Origin of the sequence: Peptoniphilus indolicus, assembly GCF_900454665.1 — a bacterium.
In the GTDB taxonomy this organism is placed as follows: domain Bacteria; phylum Bacillota; class Clostridia; order Tissierellales; family Peptoniphilaceae; genus Peptoniphilus; species Peptoniphilus indolicus.
The window spans coordinates 2,182,902-2,204,598 of sequence record NZ_UGTH01000001.1 but is presented as its reverse complement, the minus strand read 5'-3'; the positions used below and the strand labels follow the sequence as shown (position 1 = coordinate 2,204,598).

At 28.7% G+C, this 21,697-nt stretch carries 20 protein-coding genes; 19 read left to right on the top strand and 1 reads right to left on the bottom strand.

Features of this window, described 5'->3' with window-relative positions; translation table 11 throughout:
- Nucleotides 1-67: 67 nt before the first annotated feature.
- The 3 genes from DYE58_RS11095 to DYE58_RS10725 all read left to right on the top strand — a co-directional run bounded on the left by DYE58_RS11095 (nucleotide 68) and on the right by DYE58_RS10725 (nucleotide 2,873).
- Nucleotides 68-217, top strand: coding sequence for a hypothetical protein (locus tag DYE58_RS11095; RefSeq protein ID WP_004822232.1), 150 nt, complete (start codon nucleotides 68-70; stop codon nucleotides 215-217).
- On the top strand, nucleotides 199-1,839 hold the full coding sequence (locus tag DYE58_RS10730) for a DUF3427 domain-containing protein (RefSeq protein WP_004822229.1): 1,641 nt from the start codon (nucleotides 199-201) through the stop codon (nucleotides 1,837-1,839). The genes DYE58_RS11095 and DYE58_RS10730 overlap by 19 nt, the downstream gene beginning before the upstream one ends.
- Before the next feature lie 362 nt (nucleotides 1,840-2,201).
- Nucleotides 2,202-2,873: a TMEM164 family acyltransferase gene (locus DYE58_RS10725; protein ID WP_004823158.1), complete on the top strand. Its 672-nt coding sequence runs from the start codon at nucleotides 2,202-2,204 to the stop codon at nucleotides 2,871-2,873.
- A 58-nt stretch (nucleotides 2,874-2,931) separates the two neighbouring features.
- Here the strand turns inward: DYE58_RS10725 and DYE58_RS10720 are convergent, their stop codons facing one another.
- Nucleotides 2,932-4,698, bottom strand: coding sequence for a sigma-54 interaction domain-containing protein (locus DYE58_RS10720; RefSeq protein ID WP_115312310.1), 1,767 nt, complete (start codon nucleotides 4,696-4,698; stop codon nucleotides 2,932-2,934).
- Nucleotides 4,699-4,855: 157 nt separating this feature from the next.
- On the opposite strand from DYE58_RS10720, the gene DYE58_RS10715 reads away from it, so the two are divergent.
- From DYE58_RS10715 to DYE58_RS10640, 16 genes are all read left to right on the top strand, one after another.
- Nucleotides 4,856-6,097: an L-cysteine desulfidase family protein gene (locus tag DYE58_RS10715; protein WP_040552844.1), complete on the top strand. Its 1,242-nt coding sequence runs from the start codon at nucleotides 4,856-4,858 to the stop codon at nucleotides 6,095-6,097.
- 96 nt (nucleotides 6,098-6,193) lie between these two features.
- Complete coding sequence (locus DYE58_RS10710; RefSeq protein ID WP_004822221.1) at nucleotides 6,194-7,375, top strand: dicarboxylate/amino acid:cation symporter; 1,182 nt, start codon at nucleotides 6,194-6,196, stop codon at nucleotides 7,373-7,375.
- A 244-nt stretch (nucleotides 7,376-7,619) separates the two neighbouring features.
- Nucleotides 7,620-8,624 (top strand): hypothetical protein, encoded by a 1,005-nt coding sequence (locus tag DYE58_RS10970; RefSeq protein WP_004823488.1) that lies wholly within the window; start codon nucleotides 7,620-7,622, stop codon nucleotides 8,622-8,624.
- A gap of 68 nt (nucleotides 8,625-8,692) precedes the next feature.
- Nucleotides 8,693-8,923, top strand: coding sequence for a DUF1653 domain-containing protein (locus DYE58_RS10695; RefSeq protein ID WP_004823486.1), 231 nt, complete (start codon nucleotides 8,693-8,695; stop codon nucleotides 8,921-8,923).
- Between the two features lie 123 nt (nucleotides 8,924-9,046).
- Complete coding sequence (fusA, locus tag DYE58_RS10690; protein WP_115312309.1) at nucleotides 9,047-11,116, top strand: elongation factor G; 2,070 nt, start codon at nucleotides 9,047-9,049, stop codon at nucleotides 11,114-11,116.
- 177 nt (nucleotides 11,117-11,293) lie between these two features.
- Entirely contained in the window at nucleotides 11,294-11,446 is a 153-nt protein-coding gene (locus DYE58_RS11090) for a hypothetical protein (protein ID WP_004822217.1), read from the top strand.
- A complete protein-coding gene (locus DYE58_RS10685) occupies nucleotides 11,439-13,151 on the top strand; it encodes an ABC transporter ATP-binding protein/permease (protein ID WP_115312308.1) in 1,713 nt (570 codons plus the stop codon). The genes DYE58_RS11090 and DYE58_RS10685 overlap by 8 nt, the downstream gene beginning before the upstream one ends.
- Entirely contained in the window at nucleotides 13,148-14,794 is a 1,647-nt protein-coding gene (locus DYE58_RS10680; protein ID WP_004822210.1) for an ABC transporter ATP-binding protein, read from the top strand. Before DYE58_RS10685 ends, DYE58_RS10680 begins: the two co-directional genes overlap by 4 nt.
- Nucleotides 14,795-14,809: 15 nt before the next feature.
- The gene (locus DYE58_RS10675; RefSeq protein WP_004822207.1) at nucleotides 14,810-15,652 is read left to right on the top strand and encodes a MarR family transcriptional regulator; all 843 of its coding nucleotides are present in this window, start codon (nucleotides 14,810-14,812) and stop codon (nucleotides 15,650-15,652) included.
- A 254-nt stretch (nucleotides 15,653-15,906) separates the two neighbouring features.
- Nucleotides 15,907-17,307, top strand: a complete 1,401-nt coding sequence (locus tag DYE58_RS10670; protein WP_115312307.1) for an NEAT domain-containing protein — start codon at nucleotides 15,907-15,909, stop codon at nucleotides 17,305-17,307.
- Nucleotide 17,308: 1 nt separating this feature from the next.
- Complete coding sequence (locus DYE58_RS10665; protein ID WP_004822202.1) at nucleotides 17,309-18,214, top strand: heme-binding Shp domain-containing protein; 906 nt, start codon at nucleotides 17,309-17,311, stop codon at nucleotides 18,212-18,214.
- Entirely contained in the window at nucleotides 18,204-19,085 is an 882-nt protein-coding gene (gene isdE / locus DYE58_RS10660) for a heme ABC transporter substrate-binding protein IsdE (RefSeq protein ID WP_004822200.1), read from the top strand. The genes DYE58_RS10665 and isdE overlap by 11 nt, the downstream gene beginning before the upstream one ends.
- Complete coding sequence (locus tag DYE58_RS10655; RefSeq protein ID WP_004822199.1) at nucleotides 19,075-20,067, top strand: FecCD family ABC transporter permease; 993 nt, start codon at nucleotides 19,075-19,077, stop codon at nucleotides 20,065-20,067. Before isdE ends, DYE58_RS10655 begins: the two co-directional genes overlap by 11 nt.
- The gene (locus tag DYE58_RS10650; protein ID WP_004822196.1) at nucleotides 20,057-20,818 is read left to right on the top strand and encodes an ABC transporter ATP-binding protein; all 762 of its coding nucleotides are present in this window, start codon (nucleotides 20,057-20,059) and stop codon (nucleotides 20,816-20,818) included. The genes DYE58_RS10655 and DYE58_RS10650 overlap by 11 nt, the downstream gene beginning before the upstream one ends.
- Nucleotides 20,819-20,837: 19 nt before the next feature.
- Entirely contained in the window at nucleotides 20,838-21,197 is a 360-nt protein-coding gene (locus tag DYE58_RS10645) for a YbaN family protein (protein WP_004822195.1), read from the top strand.
- 227 nt (nucleotides 21,198-21,424) lie between these two features.
- A complete protein-coding gene (locus DYE58_RS10640) occupies nucleotides 21,425-21,682 on the top strand; it encodes a chorismate mutase (RefSeq protein WP_040553202.1) in 258 nt (85 codons plus the stop codon).
- Nucleotides 21,683-21,697: the final 15 nt, after the last annotated feature.

Below are 21,697 nucleotides of genomic sequence, written 5' to 3'. Positions count from 1 at the left end.
ATGTTAGACATAATACAATTAGATATTTAATTGTATATTGTATAGTAACAAATAATTAGGAGGAACTATGAATTATAAAAAAATTAAAGTGAGTAGTGTGGATGCTCCAAAAAGATTTTATAGGGTATTGTATGTAAGGGAAGATCTGAATTTGTTTGAACTTGGAGTTACAATTTTGTCAGCTTTTGATTGTCATTTTTGTCATACGATGCAATAAGTCAAAAACTTTTAACACCATTTCACTATTTTGGAGTAACTGACCCGGTTGATTTAAGTCATATGAAGTGGAAACAGGGGAAATATGATGTAGCTGAGTTAACTAATGTTTTCACTAAGTCAAAACAAAGAGTTCAAGTTATAATTGATTCGCTAAAAAGATATTTAAAAGATATAGAAGATTTTAAAGCAATAGGTTTTTGTGTAAGTATAGACCATGCAGAATATATGGCGAATTCTTTTAACATAGCAGGGATTAAATCTATAGCGTTACACTCTAAAAGTAGTAAGGATGAGAGAAATAGTGCTATAAATTCATTAAAAGAAGGTAAAATAAGATGTATATTTACAGTTGATTTATTTAACGAAGGAGTAGATATCCCGGAAATTGATACAGTTTTGTTTTTGAGACCAACCGAGTCACTAACTGTTTTTATCCAACAACTTGGTAGAGGGTTGAGACTATCTGAAAATAAAGATGTGCTAACAGTTTTAGATTATGTAGGACAGGCTAATAAAAATTATGATTTCTCTTTTAAATTAAGAGCATTGATAGGAAAGAGCAAGGGTAGTATTGAAAAAGAAATTAAAAAGGAGTTTCCAAACTTACCAGCAGGCTGTCATATAAAATTTGAAAAACAAGCTATGAAGTATGTACTCGACAATATTCAATCTACCATTTTAAATAACACAAATTTAAAAAGGATGTTAATAAATTTCAAAAATAATTTTGATTTGGAATTAAATTTAAAGAATTTTATTAATTCATACGGAATAGACATAAAGCAATTTTACACAAAAACTTCTTTTAATGAACTTATGTGTTCTGCTGGTTATATAGATAATTATGACCACAAAAAACAGTATGATATTTCATTGAAAAGGCTATCTAATATGAACTCTAAGGAGTTAATAAAATTTTCAAAAAAAGTTTTGAGTAGTGATTACGATTTTGAGTTAGGCAGTGAAATTAAAAAGAGAAGAATGGGAATGTTTTATTACACACTTTTCAATAAAGAACCGGAAGTTTCTTATGAAAAAAGTATTTCTGAATTAAAAAATAAAGAGCCATTACTGGTAAAAGAATTTATAGAAATATTGGACTACAAATTAGAAAAAATTGATAGAAAAGAAATTGAGTATAATGAAGACGGCATTCCTTTAGAATTATATGGAGATTATTTTTTAGATCAGATAACAGCAGCTGTAGGTAAATCAGATGAAAAGCACAGGCATCCTTTAAGAGAAGGAACTTTATATGTAAAAGATTCAAATACAGATTTGTTCTTTATAACGATAAATAAAAATGAAGATGATTATTTACCAACTACAATGTATAACGACTACGCAATAAGTTCTAAGTATTTTAATTGGGAATCTCAAAGTACAACATCAATAAGCAGTCCGACAGGACAAAGATATATATCGAGAGATACAAGTCATAAAGTTTTACTCTTTGTGAGAGATAATAAAAAAGAATACGGCTCAACGAAACCATACACATTTATAGGAAAAGCAAAAATGTATAGCTATAAAGGTTCTCAACCAATAGAAATTGTTTGGGAAATGGAACAAGATATACCGGAAAGAATTATAATGGAATCAAAATTATCCATGAGCTAATTAAAATTTTGTATGAGTTTAATTTTTTGGGGGGCGGGATGTAGAATATTAAAATATAGATTAGAGATATATAAAGTTTTGCAGAGCACTACATTCCTTTTTAGCATTGAGATAATAAGTTTAATAATTATACACTTGTAAATGATGTGAGACCTAAAAAGATAAAATATCCAATAAGTTAATCGATTAATGGAGCTATCGTCTATTATCTCTCTTTTTTCTTTTTATAAATCTAACATCTATTGTAAGGCTACAAGCTAAAAAACTAATATTTTAAATTAATTGTTTTATATTTGACATATTTCTTATAAAATATATATTGTGTTATTATACATAGTAGATATTTAGAATGGAGAAATAGTATGGAAAATTTCTTTCGCTACAATGTTGATGGTAGTGCGAGTATAAATATTACATTAATAAGATTGGCTTTAATAGTTTCAATAATATTTGCGTATCGTTTTAGAAATAGTGAAACATTGTTAAAAGCATCTTTAAATTTGGGAACGGGAATACAGCTTTTGATGTTATATTGGTATCTTGGAAATGCAGAGTTGTTTTTAAAAGAAGGATTGCCTTTATTTCATTGTAGATTATCAGCTATTATGATGTTTTTCGGATATTATACAAATAGTCAAAAAATTCTAAAGTATTTTTCTTGGTTAGGTGTTATAGGGGCGATAATTGCATTTACTTTTCCGGACCCTTCGCCATATGTTTGGCCTCATGTTACCAATGTAACTTTTGTTGGAAGTCATATTTTACTGATGATTAGCGGTGTAATTATACTAAGTAAAAATAATGTGTATCTTAGTCCAAAAGATACTTTAGCTTTAACATTTATAATGAACACAATTTTGATGTCGGCAAATATGTTAGTGCATAGCAATTATGGATATTTAACTGAGCTACCGACATTTATAGGAATTAGATTGCCAAAAGCAGTTTTATTTTTCTTAATGACTATGTTTATTTCTATAATAATTATGTTTTTAGAGAAAAAGCAATCGGACTTACAATCTCAAAAATTTTAGTAATTAAATAATTAATTTGAAAACTCCTAATAGATTAAAAAATTTATTAGGAGTTTGTCTATAAATTATATCTATAGAGTTTTCTGTAGAGAGTTGATAAATTAATTTTTAAAATGTCAGCTATCATTTGTTTTGATTTAGTTGACGAACCATATTTTTCTACCATATTTTTTAGAATGATTTTTTCATATTCATCGAGTTGCTCTTGTAAAGGTGATGTAGAAATATTTTGATTGATTTCAAAACTTGTTGTTTGTTGTTTAGATAGTAAATGATTTGGTAATAAGGTTTCATCTATTACATCATCTTCTGATATGTTAACCAAAAACTCAATTATATTTTCTAATTGTCGTATATTTCCTTCCCAAGGTATATTTTGAAATACGTTAAGTATTGAATCTGAAAAACTTTTTTTAGGTTTATTTAACTTAGTGCAATATTCACTTAGTTTACAGTTTGCTATTAACGGGATGTCACTTTTTCTTTCTCGTAATGGAGGAATATTTATTGGGATTACGCTCAATCTAAAATATAAATCATCTCTAAATTCATTGGTTTTAACCATTTTTTCTAAGTTTCGATTAGTTGCAGTTATGAGTCTGAAATTAACTTCAATAGTTTTTTTACCACCAAGTCTTACAAATTTTCCGTCTTGTAAAACACGAAGTAGTTTTGGTTGAAGATGTATTGGTAGGTCTCCGATTTCATCTAAAAATAAAGTTCCACCATTTGCAAGTTCAAAACGACCGATTTTTCCAGATGAATTTGCTCCGGTAAAAGCTCCTTTTTCATAGCCGAATAGTTCACTTTCTAATAGATTATCAGGTATAGAAGCACAATTGATTACGATAAAAGGATTATTTTTTCTATCTGAAGCGTTGTGAATTGCTCTTGCAAAAAGTTCTTTTCCAGTGCCGCTTTCTCCTCGTATCATAACGGAAGAGTTACCTTTAGAAATTTGCTTAGCTAATGTTATGGTATTGTTTATTGCAATGCTATCTCCGAGTATGGCATCAAAATTAAGAGATGAATTGCTTTCTATTAAGTTGTAAGCATTTTTTACGACATTTCCGTATTTAGAAATTTGAAAAATATAGCTTTCTATATTTCCATTCACATAGTTTTCAATTGTTTTTACTAAGTATTCATTGGTATTTTTAGTGTTTTTCAACGAAAGTTTTTGAGTTGTAGAAGAGCTATTGAAATTGTCAAAAACTTCAGTCATATTTTTATTTAGTATTTTTTTAGGCTCAATTTTTAAAAAATCATACACTTTGTAGTTATAATTTTGAATTATCATATTTTTGTCAGTAAATAATATGGCGCTATCTAATGAATTTACTATATTTGATATTTCCTGATTTTTCAAAGATATATCATTTATAGTTTGTTCATATTGTAAATTTCGAGACATCAATATGCTAAGTTTTGATAAAAATTTTGTTATGCTGTCATAGTTTTGATAAATAGAGTTACGTTGTTGTTGAGTGAATGCAATCAGACCTATAACTCCCAAAACTTCTTGATTATCATTTAAAATAGGGTAGCCGATTGAAGCCATCTCTTCACAATTTTCCGATGATGTGCAATTTTTACATCTATCACTTATATCTCTTTCAATTATACTTTCAAATGATTTACTATTTAAAATGTGCTCATAAGAACAGCCCTTTGGCAATTGTTCGCCGATTAAATCTTTATAGTTTCCGGTAGCTGCTATACGGCGCAAGTCTTTATTCACTATTGTAACTTCGATTTTAAGTATGGATGATATCGCATCTGCAATATCTTGAACAGAATTTTTTATTTGGTCAATTTCAAACATTTTATCACCTTTATAAATAGTATCTATAAATTTGCGTAAATGCAAATAAATTTCTCAAATTTGCAAAATGAGTAAATAAAAATTGTATTTATTGTGTTTTTTTGCAAATATAGTTGGCATGGAATTTGCTAATAATATTAGTGAAAGGGGTTATGATATGGATTATATAAGTTATATGAAGAAAGAATTGGTGCCGGCGTTTGGGTGTACTGAGCCGATAGCTTTGGCGTACGCTTCAGCTGTTGCACGAGAAATACTTGGGATAGAACCTGAGAAGATATTAGTTAATGTCTCTGGAAACATAATAAAAAATGCCAACTCTGTAACAGTTCCGGGAACTGATGGAAGAAAGGGCTTGGAAATTTCTATTGTTGCGGGAGCTTTTTTAGGTGACGCCTCTAAAAAATTGGAAGTTTTATCTGATGTGGATAAGAGTAAATTAGATGAATGTGATGAAAAAATTGAAAATGAAATAATTGAAATTAAATTAAAACCGGATGTTTCTAATTTATACATAGATATAAAATTACTTGCGAAAGATCAATCTTCAAGAGTAGTCTTACAAGGCGCTCATACAAATATAATTTTAAAAGAAAAGAACGATGAAGTGATTTATGAAAAAACTTTAGAGAGTCAGGATGATTGCGAAGTTGACTTTTCATTTGAAAAAATTTATGAATTTGCAAAAAAATGTGATTACTCCGAAGTAAAGGATATTTTAGATTTAGAAATATCATATAATACCGAAATTGCAAAAGATGGAATTGAAAATGATTGGGGTTCAAATATTGGAAAGATAATTTTAAAAAATTATTCTGATAATTACAATGAAAAATTAGTAGCTTATGCTGCAGCGGGTTCGGATGCTAGAATGTCTGGGTCTGAAAAACCGGTTGTAATTAATTCGGGGAGTGGAAATCAAGGGATAACAGTTTCTGTGCCTATTATTTTGTACGCAAAAGACAAAGGAGTTTCGGAAGATGAGCTTTACAGAGCTCTTGTATTTGCAAATTTAATAGGCCTATATTTGAAACAAGGAATAGGAAAATTATCTGCTTATTGCGGAGTTGTCTCAGCGGCTTCAGCTTCAGTTTGTGGAATTGGTTATTTAAATAATGAAAATATAGATGTTTTAAAAGAAACTTTATCAAATTCATTAGCTGTAAACTCAGGAATTATATGTGATGGTGCAAAACCTAGCTGTGCAATGAAAATAGCTTCGAGTTTAAGAAATGCTTTCTTAGCTTATGAGCAAGCTAAGACAAATAATTCTTTTAATCCGGGTGATGGAATAGTAAAAGAAACTTTGGATAAAACAATAGAAACTGTAGGGCATATTGCAAGATATGGTATGAAAACTACTGATGAAGTGATCTTAAATGAGATGCTAAAGAAATAATATTCACAGTAAAATTATATATATTATAAATTAAGTTGTAAATATTATTAGAAAATTATATTATTATCTAATAACTTTATTTTATGAGGGGGAAATATGAAAAAGAAGTCTTTTTTTAACACATTAGTTTTCAAACTAATAGTTGGATTAGTGGCTGGGATATTAGTAGGTAGTATTGCGTCTGCTGAAGCGATAGTAGTAATAGATGCAATTAAATCTATTTTAAGCAATCTTATTAGTTACATAGTGCCGATGATAATACTTGGATTTATAACGCCGGCTATAGTATCTTTAAAAGACAATGCTGGGAAAATACTAAGTACAACACTTATTATCTGCTATGTATCTTCAGTTGGAGCTGCACTTTTTAGTTTAGTTACTGGGAGAATTATAATTCCAAATTTAGACATAGCAAGTAATGTTGGAACAGGAAAGGCTATACCGGAGTCAGTTTTTGCTCTTAGTTTTAGCCCTATAATGCCTGTAATGACGGCACTTGTAACAGCTGTATTAATAGGTCTTGCAGTAATATGGACCAAATCAAAAGTTTGGGAAGAACTTTTAGTAGATTTTAATGCAATGGTTTTAAAAATAGTTGATAAAGTTGTAATTAACATACTTCCGGTTTATATTGGAACAACTTTTGCTGAACTTTCTTATGAAGGCGTTATAATTAAAGAGTTGCCAGTATTCTTAAAAATTATATTGATTGTAATAGTTGGACACTTTATATGGCTTTCATTGCTTTATACTATAGGCGGTTTAATTTCAAAGACTAATCCAAAAGAAGTATTTAAACATTATCTGCCAGCTTATTTAACGGCACTTGGTACTATGTCTTCAGCAGCGACACTATCTGTTGCACTAAAATCAGCTGGAAAATCTAAAACATTAGACCCGGAAATTAGAGATTTTGTAATACCGATTTGTTCAAATACTCATTTATGTGGTTCAGTTTTAACTGAAACTTTTTTTGTAATGACGGTATCACAAATTTTATATGGGAAAATGCCGGAAATTTCAAGTATGATTTTATTCTGTTTCCTTTTAGGAATATTTGCCATTGCTGCTCCTGGAGTTCCAGGAGGAACTGTCGTTGCTTCTTTGGGGCTAATTACTTCAGTTTTAGGATTTAATGATGCCGGAACAGCTCTTATGTTATCTATATTTGCATTACAAGATTCTTTCGGTACTGCATGTAATGTAACTGGAGATGGAGCTATTGCGCTTATGGTAACAGGTATATTTAAAAAAGTACCTGGAAGAAATGGGAATTAATTAGTTTTATTGTAGGAATGAAATAGATAAAAAAATGTCGTAGCTTGGTTATGTAGCTACGACATTTTTTTATTTGAGTCATTAATTAATTTTTGCTATGTAGATTTTAGAACTATAAATCAAAGATATAACAAATATTAATTTAAGTAAAATCAAAAATATTTAAATTAAGTAGCTATAACTTGACATAAAGTTAATATTGTTAGATGATATATGGAAATAAGAAAATTTTAGGAGGATTATAATGAAAAAATTATTACCAGTAGCATTGGCAACAGTAGTATTAGCAAGTTCTGCTATGCCAGTTATGGCTAAAGAAGTTAAGGAAGTAAAAGATGTTAAGGCTGTTGTTGAGCAACTTAATAAAGATGCAGAAAAACAACCTATGATGACTATGTCTAAAGTTGTAGTGTCACCACAAAAAGTTAGCTTAAATGGAAAAGATGTTTCTATCGCAGGTTATAATATTGATGGAGAAAATTATTTCAAATTAAGTGATTTAGCAATGGTTTTAAATCAAACATCTTCAAAATTCTCAGTTGAATACAGTGAAGGTAAAGTTCTTTTAACATTAGGTCAAGAATATAAAAATGACGGAAAAGAAGTAGAAGATTTAGAAGAAAATGTTACAGCTGAAATAACTAATGATAAAGTTTATGTAGTAGCAAAAGAAGAAGTAAAACCTGAAGCGAAAGAAGAAGTTAAAAAAGAAGCAAAGCCTGAAATGAAGGAAGAAGCTAAAAAAGAAATAAAACCTGAAGCGAAAGAAGAAGCTAAAAAAGAAGCAAAGACTGAAATGAAGGAAGAAAAGGCTGAAGCAAAAAAAGAAGTAAAGCCTGAAACAAAAGAAGAAACTAAAAAAGAAATTAAAACTGAACCAAAAGCTGAAGAAAAACTTTTAGAAGTAAAAGCTTATAAAATAAAAGGAAACAACTACTATCGTTTAAGAGATGTAGCTAAAGCTCTTAATATGGTAAAGGTAGAATATAATGAAGCTGAAAATAAAGTATTAATTTCAACTGAAGAAGCTAAAAAAGAAATGAAACCTGAAATGAAGGAAGAAGCTAAAAAAGAAATGAAACCTGAAATGAAGGAAGAAAAGGCTGAAGCAAAAAAAGAAGTAAAACCTGAAGCGAAAGAAGAAGCTAAAAAAGAAGTAAAACCTGAAGCGAAAGAAGAAGCTAAAAAAGAAATTAAAGCTGAACCAAAAGCTGAAGAAAAAATAGAGACAAAAACAGAAGCAAAATAATTTAATTTGCATTAAAATTAGGTCGAAATCTCGGCCTAATTTTTATACATAAGTCAGGGAGAATAAAAGTGAGAGAACTTATAGTAAATAAAAAATACAGACACTTTAAAGGTAAAATGTATAAAGTTTTAAACATAGCAATACATAGTGAAACTAGAGAAAAATTAGTAGTATATCAAGCATTGTATGGAGATTACGGTATATATGCAAGACCTTATGAGATGTTTATTTCAGAAGTAGACAGAGAAAAGTATCCAAATGTTGAACAAAAATATAGATTTGAGTTAGAGGAAGAATAAATATGAAATAGATAAAATATTTTTACTGTTATATGATATCTGAATGAATTAAAAACATATAAAAAATCATAAATTTATGATATAATGTCATGGTAAAACGATTTCAAATATAGGAGGATAGATATGAAAGTATATAAAACTGAACAGGTTAGAAATTTAGCATTAGTTGGGCATAGTGGAAGCGGTAAGACAAATTTGACAGAAGCTATGTTATTTCAAAGTGGTGCTACTAAAAAATTAGGAAGTGTTTCAGAAAAAAACACAGTAAGTGATTTTTCTAAAGAAGAAATGGAAAGAGGCACTTCAATAGGAACATCAATAATACCTGTTGAATGGAGAAATACAAAAGTAAATATCATTGACACTCCCGGATATCTTGACTTTATAGGAGAAGCTTATGGGGCGTTAAGAGCTTCAGAAGCAGCTCTTATGGTTATAGATGCAACTTCTGGAATTGAAGTTGGAACAGAGAGAATGTGGAAATATACTGAAAAAATAGGGCTTCCAAGAATAATATTCATTAATAAAATAGATGGGGAAAACGTAAATTTCAGAAGGATTATGGAAGAGCTTGAAGACAGATTTGGGAAAAAAGTAATTCCTTTCTCAGTACCTATAGGAGAAGGTGAAAACTTTATAGGAGTTACAGACGTTATCTATCAAAAAGGATTCAAGTATAAAAATGGAGCTCCTGAAGAAATAGAACTCACTCATGACCAAGTAAAAGCTACTGAAAGAATGTATGAAGAAATAGCAGAAGTAGTTGCAAGTTCTGATGAAGTTTTAATGGAAAAGTATTTCTCTGGAGAAAAATTCAGTAGAGATGATTTATTAAGAGGTGTTACAACTGCGCTATTAGAAGGGGATGCAGTTCCGCTATTAGTTGGTTCTGGAGAAAAGGGAATAGGAATAGACATTCTTTTAAATACTATAATAAATTATATGCCTGCTCCAGATGATGAAAGAGCTCATCTAGGATTTAGACACGTTGAAGGGGAAGAAAGAACCGTATCAGATAAAGAACCTTTCTCAGCAGGTGTAATAAAAACTATAACTGATCCATTTGTTGGAAAGATAACAATATTTAAGGTTATTTCAGGAAAGTTAACAAAAGATACTTTATTGTATAATTCAACAAGAGAACAAAATGAAAAATTGGGTGGATTGTATTTGGTAAGAGGAAAGACTCAAAGTGAAATATCAGAAGTTTATGCAGGGGACATAGGGGCTACTACTAAACTTGCTCATACAGAGACAGGAGACACTCTTTGCGATAAAAATCATATTGTAAAATTTAAGTCTACTAAATTCCCGCAACCTGTTCTTTACTATGCAATAGAAGCTAAGACAAAAGGTGATGAAGAAAAACTTTCAACTTCTTTGAGAAAATTAAAAGAAGAGGATCCATCAATAGTTATTGAAAGAAATCCTGAAACTAAACAATTGACAATTGGTGGTCAAGGTAAAGTTCAATTAGATGTAATACTTGAAAAATTAAAGAATACATTTGGAGTTGAAGTAAATATAATTCCGTTCATAATACCATATAGAGAAACAATAAAGGGAACTGCATCAGTTCAAGGTAAACATAAGAAACAATCCGGTGGTGCAGGACAATATGGAGATGTTTGGATTAGATTTGAACCTTCTGATGAAGATTTTATATTTGATGAAGAAGTATTTGGTGGAGCAGTTCCTAAGAATTACTTCCCAGCAGTTGAAAAGGGAATTATAGAATCTAAAGAACATGGTGTGCTTGCAGGATATCCTGTGACAAACTTTAAAGCTGTCTTATATGATGGTTCATATCACGATGTAGACTCAAATGAAGTTTCATTTAAGTTGGCAGCTAACATAGCATTTAAAAAAGGTATGGAAGAAGCAAAACCGGTTTTATTAGAGCCAATTGTAAAAGTTGAAGTTGTTGTTCCTGACACATATCTTGGAGATGTAATGGGAGACATGAACAAGAGACGTGGTAGAATACTTGGAATGGACCAACAAAGTGATGGTACACAACTGTTAATTGCAGAAGCACCACAAGCTGAAATGTTTGAATATTCAATCGATCTTAGAGCGTTGACACAAGGTAGAGGTATATTCACTATGGAATTTACAAGATATGAAGAAGTTCCTTCTAACATTGCAGAAAAAGTTATAGCTGAAGCAAAAGCTAAAAAAGAAGCTAAATAAATTTGATATTTAAGATAAAGAACTGACTCAAGTAGTTAGTTCTTTTTTTAGTTAGATTATAAATTTAAAGATTAAACGATATTTAGTATCAAAATTACTTGCTGATTAAATATTTTTTGTTATAATTAGGTTATGTGAAAAATAGGTTCTGTCTACCCGACAGAGAGGAGAAAAAAATTGAAACCTATTTTTTTAAGTGGAACACTTCTTTTAAAAAATGAAAGAAAATTTTGGTGTCGAATTAAAATTTTTGCACCAAATATTTTTTATGAAGAAAGTATAAGATACAATCTAATTTCGGAGTTAAAGACGGAGGTAGCTGATGATTAATAAAAAGTTACTGAAGCTTATGGAAAAAGAGAAAGTATATATACTTTATTTAATTATGCTAAAAATTGTTGCGCTATTATTGAATGTTGGAATGATATATTGTATAGCAAATTCAGTTACTAGTGTGATTAATTTAAATATCATTGAGTATAAATTAATAGCTGTATTAGGGGTGATTTTATTACTCCAAATAGGTGTAATTAGGCTAATTAGTGCTATTTCTAATGAATTATCATGTAAGGTAAAAGAAAAAATAAGAATTAAATTATTTGACAAGGTTTACAGCTATGGAATGAGATATTCAAAGAATTTTAATATAGCTGAAATTTCTCAATTGTCAGTGAATGGGATTGAAAATTTAGAAGTTTATTTTAGTTCATTCATTCCTCAACTGGTGTATTCAATAGTATCTCCGATAATATTGTTTTGTTTTTTATTAAATATAAATAAGGTAATAGCTATAGTTTTAATTGTATTAGTTCCGTTAATTCCAATGGCAATTATACTTGTTCAAAAATTAGCTAAGAAAATAAATTCACAATATTGGGGAAGTTATGTTGACTTATCTGAGGTGTTTGTAGATTTTTTAGAAGGTCTTACGACACTTATAATATTTAATGCAGATGAAGCACAAAACAAAAAATTAAATAAATATGCTGAAGAATTTAGAATAAAAACTATGAAAGTATTGAGTATGCAACTTAATAACATAACAGTTCTGGATATAATAGCCTATTCAGGAGCTGTTCTAGGTATATTATTTAGTGCTTATTACTATGATTTAGGGGAAATAAATATTCAGCAAGTTTTAGTAGTTATTTTAATTTCTTCTGAATTTTTCTTACCACTTAGATTATTAGGTTCTTTCTTTCATATAGCTATGAATGGAATGGGGGCAGTGGACCATCTATTTAGAGTTATGGAAACTAAAGAAGAACTTAAAGGAAATGAGTATATAGATACTAAAACACCGAGTATAGTGATGAATAATATCGGCTTTTCATACGATGGTATTAGACAAGTTCTAAATAATATAAATATGGATTTTAAATTTGGAACATTAAATTATTTGGTCGGAAAATCTGGTTGTGGTAAGTCGACAGTAGCAGCATTACTTATGAACTCAATAATTCCAAATACTGGAGAAATAAGTTATGGTGGTAAAACAAATTTAAAGGAAGAAGAAATTTTAAAAAATGCTACATTGGTTACGAATAACCCATATCTATTTAAAGGTACATTAAGATACAATTTGCAAATGGGAAATGAAGATATTAAAGAATCTGAAATGTGGAGTATATTGGAAAAGTTAAGTCTTAAAGATTACTTTATTTCTGAAAATGGTCTAGATACTTTGATATCGGAACAAGGAAATAATTTTTCGGGAGGTCAAAGACAAAGAATAGCTATAGCAAGAGCTATACTAAAAAATTCTCCAATTTATATTTTCGATGAAGCGACTTCAAACATAGATGCTGAGAGCGAGGATATAATTATGCAATTTATTGAAGAGTTGAAGAAAAATAAGTTGATAATTATAATATCCCATCGTTTAAAACATTCTGTTAGTGCAGATTGTATTTATTATATGGAAAATTCTGAGGTTAAAGAAAAAGGCACTTTCAAAGAATTAATTGAGTTGAATGGTAATTTTTCAAAACTCTATAATTCTCAAGTGGCGCTTGAAAATTGGAGGATTAAATGAAAAAATTACAAGAGTATTTGATATTAGTGAAAAAGTTAATTGTGCTTGTAAAGCCATTAACAGGAGTAATGGTACTTGCAATTTTATTCGGAAGTTTAGGGCATATAATTGCAACAGCAATTCCATTTGTTGGCGGCTATGGAATTATAAAAGTAAAGGAAATGGAATTTGGAATAAAAAACTTGGTAATAATTTTATTTACTTTTGCTATTTTAAGGTCTTTGTTGAGGTATTTTGAACAACTATGTAATCATTATGTTGCATTTAAAGTTTTAGAAATTATAAGAGATAAAATTTTTAAAGCACTTAGAAAATTAGCACCTGCAAAAATGGAAGGCATAGATAGCGGAGAAATGGTATCTATAATCACCTCTGATATAGAATTACTAGAAGTATTTTATGCACACACTATATCTCCAGTTTTAATAGCTTTTATTCACACTATATTTTATACAATAGTTTTATCGAAATTTAATATTATATATTCTTTTATATTATTAATTTTTCACATTATAATGGCTATATTAATTCCGATAATAACATCTAATAGAGCTAGGAATATTGGAGATGTTCAGAGAAAAGCAGTAAGTGATTTGAATTCATCAATAATGGATACTTTTTATGGAATAGGAGAATCAACTCAATATTTCACAGGTTCTAATAGAAGAGATGAGATGATATTGAAGACAAAAAAGTTAAATAGAGCTTCAAAAGAGTTGAGTAAAATATATGGTGAGAATTTAGGATTATCAAGCTCGGTTATTATGTTTGGAAATATTATTTTTATGGTTACAGCACTTTATTTATATAAAAATAAAAATGTTGATTTAGTAGCAATGGTAGTTCCGATGATAATATTTATGAGCTCATTTGGGCCTGTATCGGCATTATCTAATTTGGCAAATAATTTACTTACTACTTTTGCCTGCGGTAAGAGAGTTATAAATTTATTAGAAGAAGAGCCTATGGTTGAATCGAACAGCCGAGGCAAAAATATAGAATTTAATGATTTATCAGTTGAAGGCATATCTTTTTCTTATAAAGATGAGAAAGTTTTAGATAATTTTAATTTAGAATTAAAAAAAGGTGATATATTAGGGCTTTCAGGTAAAAGTGGATGCGGTAAATCTACGGTATTAAAGTTGATAATGAGATTTTATGATTCTAAATTTGGAAAGATACTAGAAAATGGGATAGACATAAAGGATATTAATACTGAAAGTTTGAGAAAAAATCATACGTATATAACTCAAAGTACACACTTATTTAAAGGTACTATAGCTGATAACTTGAGAATAGCAAAGCAGGATGCGACTGACGATGAAATTTTAGAAGCGTGTAAAAAAGCTTCTGTACATGATTTTATAAAAGATTTACCAAATGGTTATGATACAGAAGTTGAGGTTTTAGGAAGCTCTCTTTCAACAGGAGAGAAACAGAGAATTTCAATAGCAAGAGGATTTTTACATGGCGGGAAATTGATGTTGTTAGATGAACCAACTTCAAATATAGACAGTTTGAATGAAGGGATAATTTTAAAATCCCTTTGGGAAGAGACAAAGGATAAAGCAGTTATAATAGTAAGTCATAAATTGTCTACTCTTAGAATTGCGAATAGAATACAGAAAATGGCAAGAGATTAAATTTTAGAGGTTGATATGGGAAATTTAGAGATTACAAACATACAAAAATTATATCTTTTACATTTAAAAAATAATGAAAAAGAAAATAACATTACTTCTGTAGCTAGAGCCTTTTCTTGTACTAAACCTAATTCAAAAAATATATTAGATAATATGATTAAAGAGGGTCTTTTATATAGAGAAGTAAACAAATACAAGCTTACAAAAATTGGAGAAAGTATTGCGCAAGAACTAGACGAAAATAGATTTGCTATAGAATTGTTTTTAAATAGAGGACTTCAATTTTCTTTAGAAGAGAGCGAGAAAATTTCATATGCACTACTTGCAAGCTCATTAGAGAGCTTTAATAAGAAGATAGTAAATAAAGCTAGTATATTAAATGGATTTAAGAAAAATGGTAATGTAGATTATAAAGATTTAATCAATGTATTTCCAAGTGGAGAGTATAGGGCTATGCTCTCCATACAGAAATATAAATTAGATGAAAGAGAATCTTTTAATCCTCTATCAATGGCTATGATGGGATTTGAAGATGAAGCAACAATAATAGTGTCACATGAATCATTTATTACGTTAAAACCTAAATCAATAAAAAGACCTATACAAGGATATACCAAAACTGGGATCGCGACTGAACTATATTATACGCTTAAAGGTGAAGAACATATAATTGAGTATAAAAACAAAAAATTTTACATACCAATCAATATATTTAAAGAATGGCATTTAATGGGAGGTCATATTTTAAAGTCATCTATAAATTTAAATTTAAATTCAAAAATAGGAATTAGCAAAATTCATAAAGAAAAAGCTAATTTTATAATAATAATTGATCTATTAAATTTAGAATTAAATTAATATAGTTTATGTTAACTCTTATTAACAAAGAAATAAGGACGATTTTAAATTAAAAACAACTATAATTTAGGCTTTGTAAAAGTTAGATTAAAAATAAGAGCATAAAAATTTAAAGAAAGTTAATGTAAGTTAACTTTCTTTTTTATGGGAAAGTATTTAAAAGTTTGAGCAGGAAGTTTATTCTTTAAAAGTAAATGAATGATATTTATTATCAAAAGGGTAGATAGAATCAAAATTAAATATGGGAGGGATATATGATTAAAAAAAATGTATGTTTTTTAATTTCTTTTATATTTATAATTGTTAATTTAAATTTCATACAAGCTAAAAGTTTATCAGAAGAATGTGATGAGAAAATTGAATTTCAATCGGAGTTAAATGAAAAAAGTAGTGAAAAAGAATTTATAAAGTTAGAAAATGGAATTTATAAAGTTCCTATTAAATTAATGCATGCAGTTGAAGATAAACTATCTATGGGAAATGTAGCATTAAATCAGACTGGAGAGTTATTGGTTGAAAATGGTCAAGCTTATTTATTCATTAATGTGAATAAGATACAGATACAAAATATTACAGCAGGACTTGTTAATTTATATTATTTGGACGAAAAAAATTATATATCTGCTGAAGCAAATGACTATTCTATTCAAGTTGATGAGAGTTTAGAAAGACGACCGAGTGTATTTAAGATTTCGATAAAAAAATATTCGTATGATTTAGAAGTGCTTGTAGATCCTAAAGTTGAACCTATGGGAGATAAACCGATAAAAGCTAGACTACATATAGATTTAGATAAAATTAAAAAGATAGATTTAAAAGAGTCTGAAATTATAGAAAAATTTAACACAGGCATTAAAAAGCCTTTGTTTAATAGTAATTTAGCTGGGAAAAAGATAGATAAATCATTTATTTTAGAATTTAGAGAAAATACATTTGATGAAGACTTTAATTTTTATGCAAATAAACTGACTTCAGATAGGTCAGAAGAAATAAATAAACTTTTCAGTCCTTTAGATATAGTTGAAATTTATAAATTAGAAACATTAGGGAATTTAGAAGAAATACCTTATGGGAGAGAAGATATTCAAAGTTTGAGAAAAAATATCTTACCTAAAGGTATTATGAATATCGGGATACCTGTAAAGAGTATAAAACCGGAAGATAATCCTAATATTTATCAAATTAAAGATGGTATTAAAGTAAATTTAAATTATTCAATAAAAGATGGATGCTTTTTTATAGAAAGTGATAGTTTAGGTGAATTTGTAGTAGTTAAAGAAGAGAAAGTAGATAAATTGAATAAAATTGGTGACTTTAAAAAAAATGAAATAAAGAAAAAATCTAGTAAAAGTATGCCAATAAAAAAAACTAAAAAGAGAAGTGAATTTAAAAATGAAAATAGTAGCTCAAAAAATATTCCAATTAATACTTCTTCAAAAATAAATAATGTACAAGAAAAGGTTTCAAGTGTAGATGCAGTATCTTTTAGAAATATAAATAACCAAGAAGCAAGAGAAAATGGATTAGTTATATTTTTAATAGGAGTTTTAGTAATTTTTATAAATGTTGTTTCAATAATTATTTTAAGCAGGAATTACAAAATAATACTTGAAGAATTTCAAGAAAATAGCAGATTAAGAGCGAGGAAGAAATAAGATGAAAAAAATTTTTATATGTTTGTTATTTGTTTTTTTAGTGACTTTTAATTCAAAAATTTTTGCTTACGGAAGTGAAGTTGGAAGAGCTACGCCTTATTATTCTCATCCGATTACAGGGATTATAGAGGATGCTGGGAATAATCCAGAGATTGGTCAGGGAATGACTGAAAATGTATTACATAAACAAGCTTTTTTGGAAGAAGTTGATGGAGTATATTATTTGACTGTTAGATTTAATTTAGCGTCTAACATAAAAAATGAAACTTTTGCAGTTCAAGTTAAAGGAGATTCTGATTTTTACTCAGCTATAGCTGAAGTAGTTCAAACTAATGGAGATACAAGAGACTACAGATTTGAAATTCCTTCAAAAAATGTGATTATAAGGTCTAGTTTTTTTGTTGAACCGATGGGAAGGGATATAATTTTTTATTTTGATGTAGATAATTTTGTTGAAGGTAATACAGATTTTATAGCAATGGATGAAAATAATCTTTTAGAGGAAGAGAGTTTGAATAATGAAATTCATGGAGAGAGTGAAATAGAAAATTTAAAAGTTGAATCAACGGGGAATTTTGAGAGAACTTCAAACTCAATTGGAGAAAAAATAGAAACTAAATCTGTAAATTCTAATTTATCATCTGAAGAACTTGGTTATAGTCACGGATTATTGATGAAAGATTCTCCAGAATTAAAAAAATTACTTGGAGAAGAGGATGATTTAAGAGAAAAAAAAGATTTAGATAAAAGGCCATTGGGTTTTATTACAAAAGCATTTATAGGAATGATTTTAGGTGTAATTTCGTTGATTACAGTTTTCTTAGCATGTGCAGCATTAGCATCTATGTTATATTTAAAAAGATTGAAGTTAGAAAACTATAGAATGGTGGAAGAAGATGAAGACTAAAATTTTTACTATATTTTTAAGTATTTTCCTATTATTAGGATGTGTTGACCAAAAAAGAGAAAATAGAAACTTGAATAATTTAGCTTCGCCGGAAAAACCAAGAGTTATTGTAACATCAATGGCAACAGCATATATAATGGATAAGCTTGAAGTAGAGCTTATAGCCGTTGCGGATAGTAAGATTGATAAATGTCCAAAGAGATATGAAAATCTGCCGAAGATAGGCGTTGCAATGACTCCTGATATGGAGAAGATAAAATCGATGCAACCTGATTATATTTTTAGTCCTGTGAGTTTGATTTCTGATTTGTTGCCTAAATATGAAGCTGCTAACTTAAATTATGGATTTCTAAATTTAAATAATTTAGATGGTATGTACAAAAGTATAGCGGATATAGGCGATTTATTGGGAAGAAAGGAACAGGCATCTAAATTAATAGCTGAATATAAAAAGAATGTGGATGATTTTAATGAGAAATATAATAAAGAAAAATCTCCAAAGGTTTTAATTTTAATGGGTTTGCCGGGTTCTTATGTGGTGGCTACAGAAAACTCTTACGTTGGGAGTCTTGTAAAATTAGCCGGTGGTGAAAATGTGTATTCAGGTTCTAATAAACAATTTTTGACGATAAATACAGAAGATATACTAAATAAAGAACCCGATATTATCTTGAGAACATCTCATGCAATGCCTAAACAAGTTAAGGAAATGTTTAAGAAAGATTTTGAAACAAATGATATATGGAAACATTTTGGAGCTGTGAAAAATAAAAAAGTTTACGATTTAGAGCATTCTAAATTTGGAATGAGTGCAAAGTTTAATTATCCTGAGGCTTTAGATGATTTAGGAGAGATATTCTATGAAAAATAATGTTGGTAAACTTTTTAAGTATTTAATCTTAATCTTTGGGTTAGTGTTATTAGTTATTTATTCGTGTAAAACAGGTAGTATAGATTTAAGTTTTACACAAATTGCGAAAGGATTATTTGTTGAATTTGATCCTGATGTTGCTGCGGTTTATGATTTGAGATTTCCAAGGATTATAATAGCCATTATAGCTGGAGCATCTCTTTCAGTATCCGGAGTTTTATTGCAAGCGGTTATGCAAAATCCACTTACTGACCCAGGAATAATAGGAATTTCCGCAGCAGCTTCCTTGGCCTCTAAAATAGTTATATTAATTACACCAACATTATTTTTTATAGCTCCTATATTTTCAATTATGGGAGGGATATTAGCGTACTTAATTCTATATAGCTTAGCATGGGACAGAGGAACAAATCCAATCAGATTAATACTTGTTGGGGTAGCTTTGAGTATGACATTTTCGGGGATATCTCAAGCGATTAGCGCAATTTCAGGCGGGAATTTAAATACAGTTCAAGCGATAGTAGAAGGTAATGTAGCTCAAAAGACTTGGCAAGACGTAAAAATTATGGAAATATATGGTGGAATTGGATTAGTAGCATCAATGTTTTTGGGTAGAAGTTGTGATTTATTATGCTTAGAAGATAAGACGGCGAAAGCTATAGGAGTAAATGTAAATAGAGATAGATTTATAATTTCAATAATAGCGGTTGCGTTAGCGTCTGTCGCAACGGCTATAGTTGGAGTAATAGGTTTTTTAGGTCTATTAGTAGCTCATATAGCAAGAATAGTGGTGGGTAGTAATCATAGATACCTAATACCTTTTTCAGCTTTATTAGGTGGCTTTATTTTACTTGGAGCAGATACTCTGGGAAGAATTATAGTTTACCCATATGAAATATCTCCGTCTATAATTATGACTACAATATGTGGACCATTTTTTATAGTTCTATTAAAAGTAAGAGGTAAAAAATATGGAAATTAAAAAATTAAATTTTTACTATGGAAGTAAACACGTGATAAAAGATTTATCTTTAACTTTTGATAATGGTAAAATAACTACTTTGCTTGGAAGTAATGGGTGTGGGAAAAGTACACTTTTTAAACTATGTACTAAAGAACTCCCAATAAGACACGGAATTATTAAACTCAATGACAAAAATATAGATGATATAAATCGAAAAGATTTTGCAAAAAAGGTTGCTATAGTACATCAACAGAATAAGTTTGTGGGAGATATAGATGTTGAAAGTTTGGTTAGTTATGGTAGAAATCCATATCTATCATTTATGGAAGGACTTGATGAAAAAGATAATTATGAAATAGAAACTGCAATAAGATTATGTGGATTAGAAGATATTAGAAAAAAGTTTATTAGTCAATTATCTGGAGGGCAATTGCAAAGAGTTTGGATAGCAATGTCAATTGCACAAAAGACAGAGATATTATTTTTGGACGAACCTACAACATATCTAGACATAAAATATCAAATTGAAATTTTAGAATTGGTAAAAAAATTAAATAAAGAATTATCAACAACCATAATAATGGTACTTCACGATATAAATCAAGCGCTACAGTATTCAGATGAAGTGGTTGGAATGTATAATGGTAAAGTTGAATTCAAAGGAGATCCTAAAGTTGAATTGACAGAAGAATCTATAAGTAGGATTTATGATACAAAATTGAGTATAGAAAAATTTAAGAATAGGTTAATAGTATTGCCGAAATTTTAAAATAGAAAAGGAGTAAATTTTGAAGACATTATATATATTATTAGGTTTTATATTGCTGGGATTAGGTATTTTCGGGATATATATACCGGTACTTCCAACTACACCATTTTTATTATTGGCAACAGCTTGCTTTGCAAATGGTTCAGAAAAATTTAATTGTTGGTTTTTGCAGACAGAAATTTATAAAAATAATATAGAACCTTTAAAAAAGAAAGAAGGTATGACTATTAAAAAGAAGTTGAAAATAATGGGCATGATAACTTTATTTTTAGGAATTTCTTTTTTAGTAATGAGCAATATTCATGGAAGAATATGCTTAGTAGTTGTATTTTTGGCACATTGTTATTATTTCTTTGTAAAAGTCAAGACTATAGAATGAGAAGTAGAAGTTGCGAAACTTCTATTTTTTTTAAGATTATAAAAATTAAAATATTGTTGCTAAATTGTATTTAATTTGTAATAAAAAATAAATTGCTCTGTGGTATCATTATCTAATGAAAGTATAAATTAATTTTACTTTATATTATGAAATAAAATATATGTATTTAATGGTATTAGTAAAAATAGATTAAATTAGTTTACATATTGTAATTTGGTGGTGTAGACATGAATAATTTAGAAAATTTAAGAAGAGAAATAGATGAAGTTGATAAAAAAATAGTAGAGCTTTTTGAAGAGAGAATAAATATTGCAGTTAAGATAGGGGAGTGGAAAAAATCTAATAAGATAGAAATTTTTGACTCTAAAAGAGAAGAAAAAGTAATAGAAAAAGCTATAGAAGCATTGGTAAATAAAGAGTATAAAGAAAAAATCAGCGAGCTATTTCATAAGCTTATGGATATAAGCAAGGATATACAAAAGTAGTTATAGGTGAAGAAA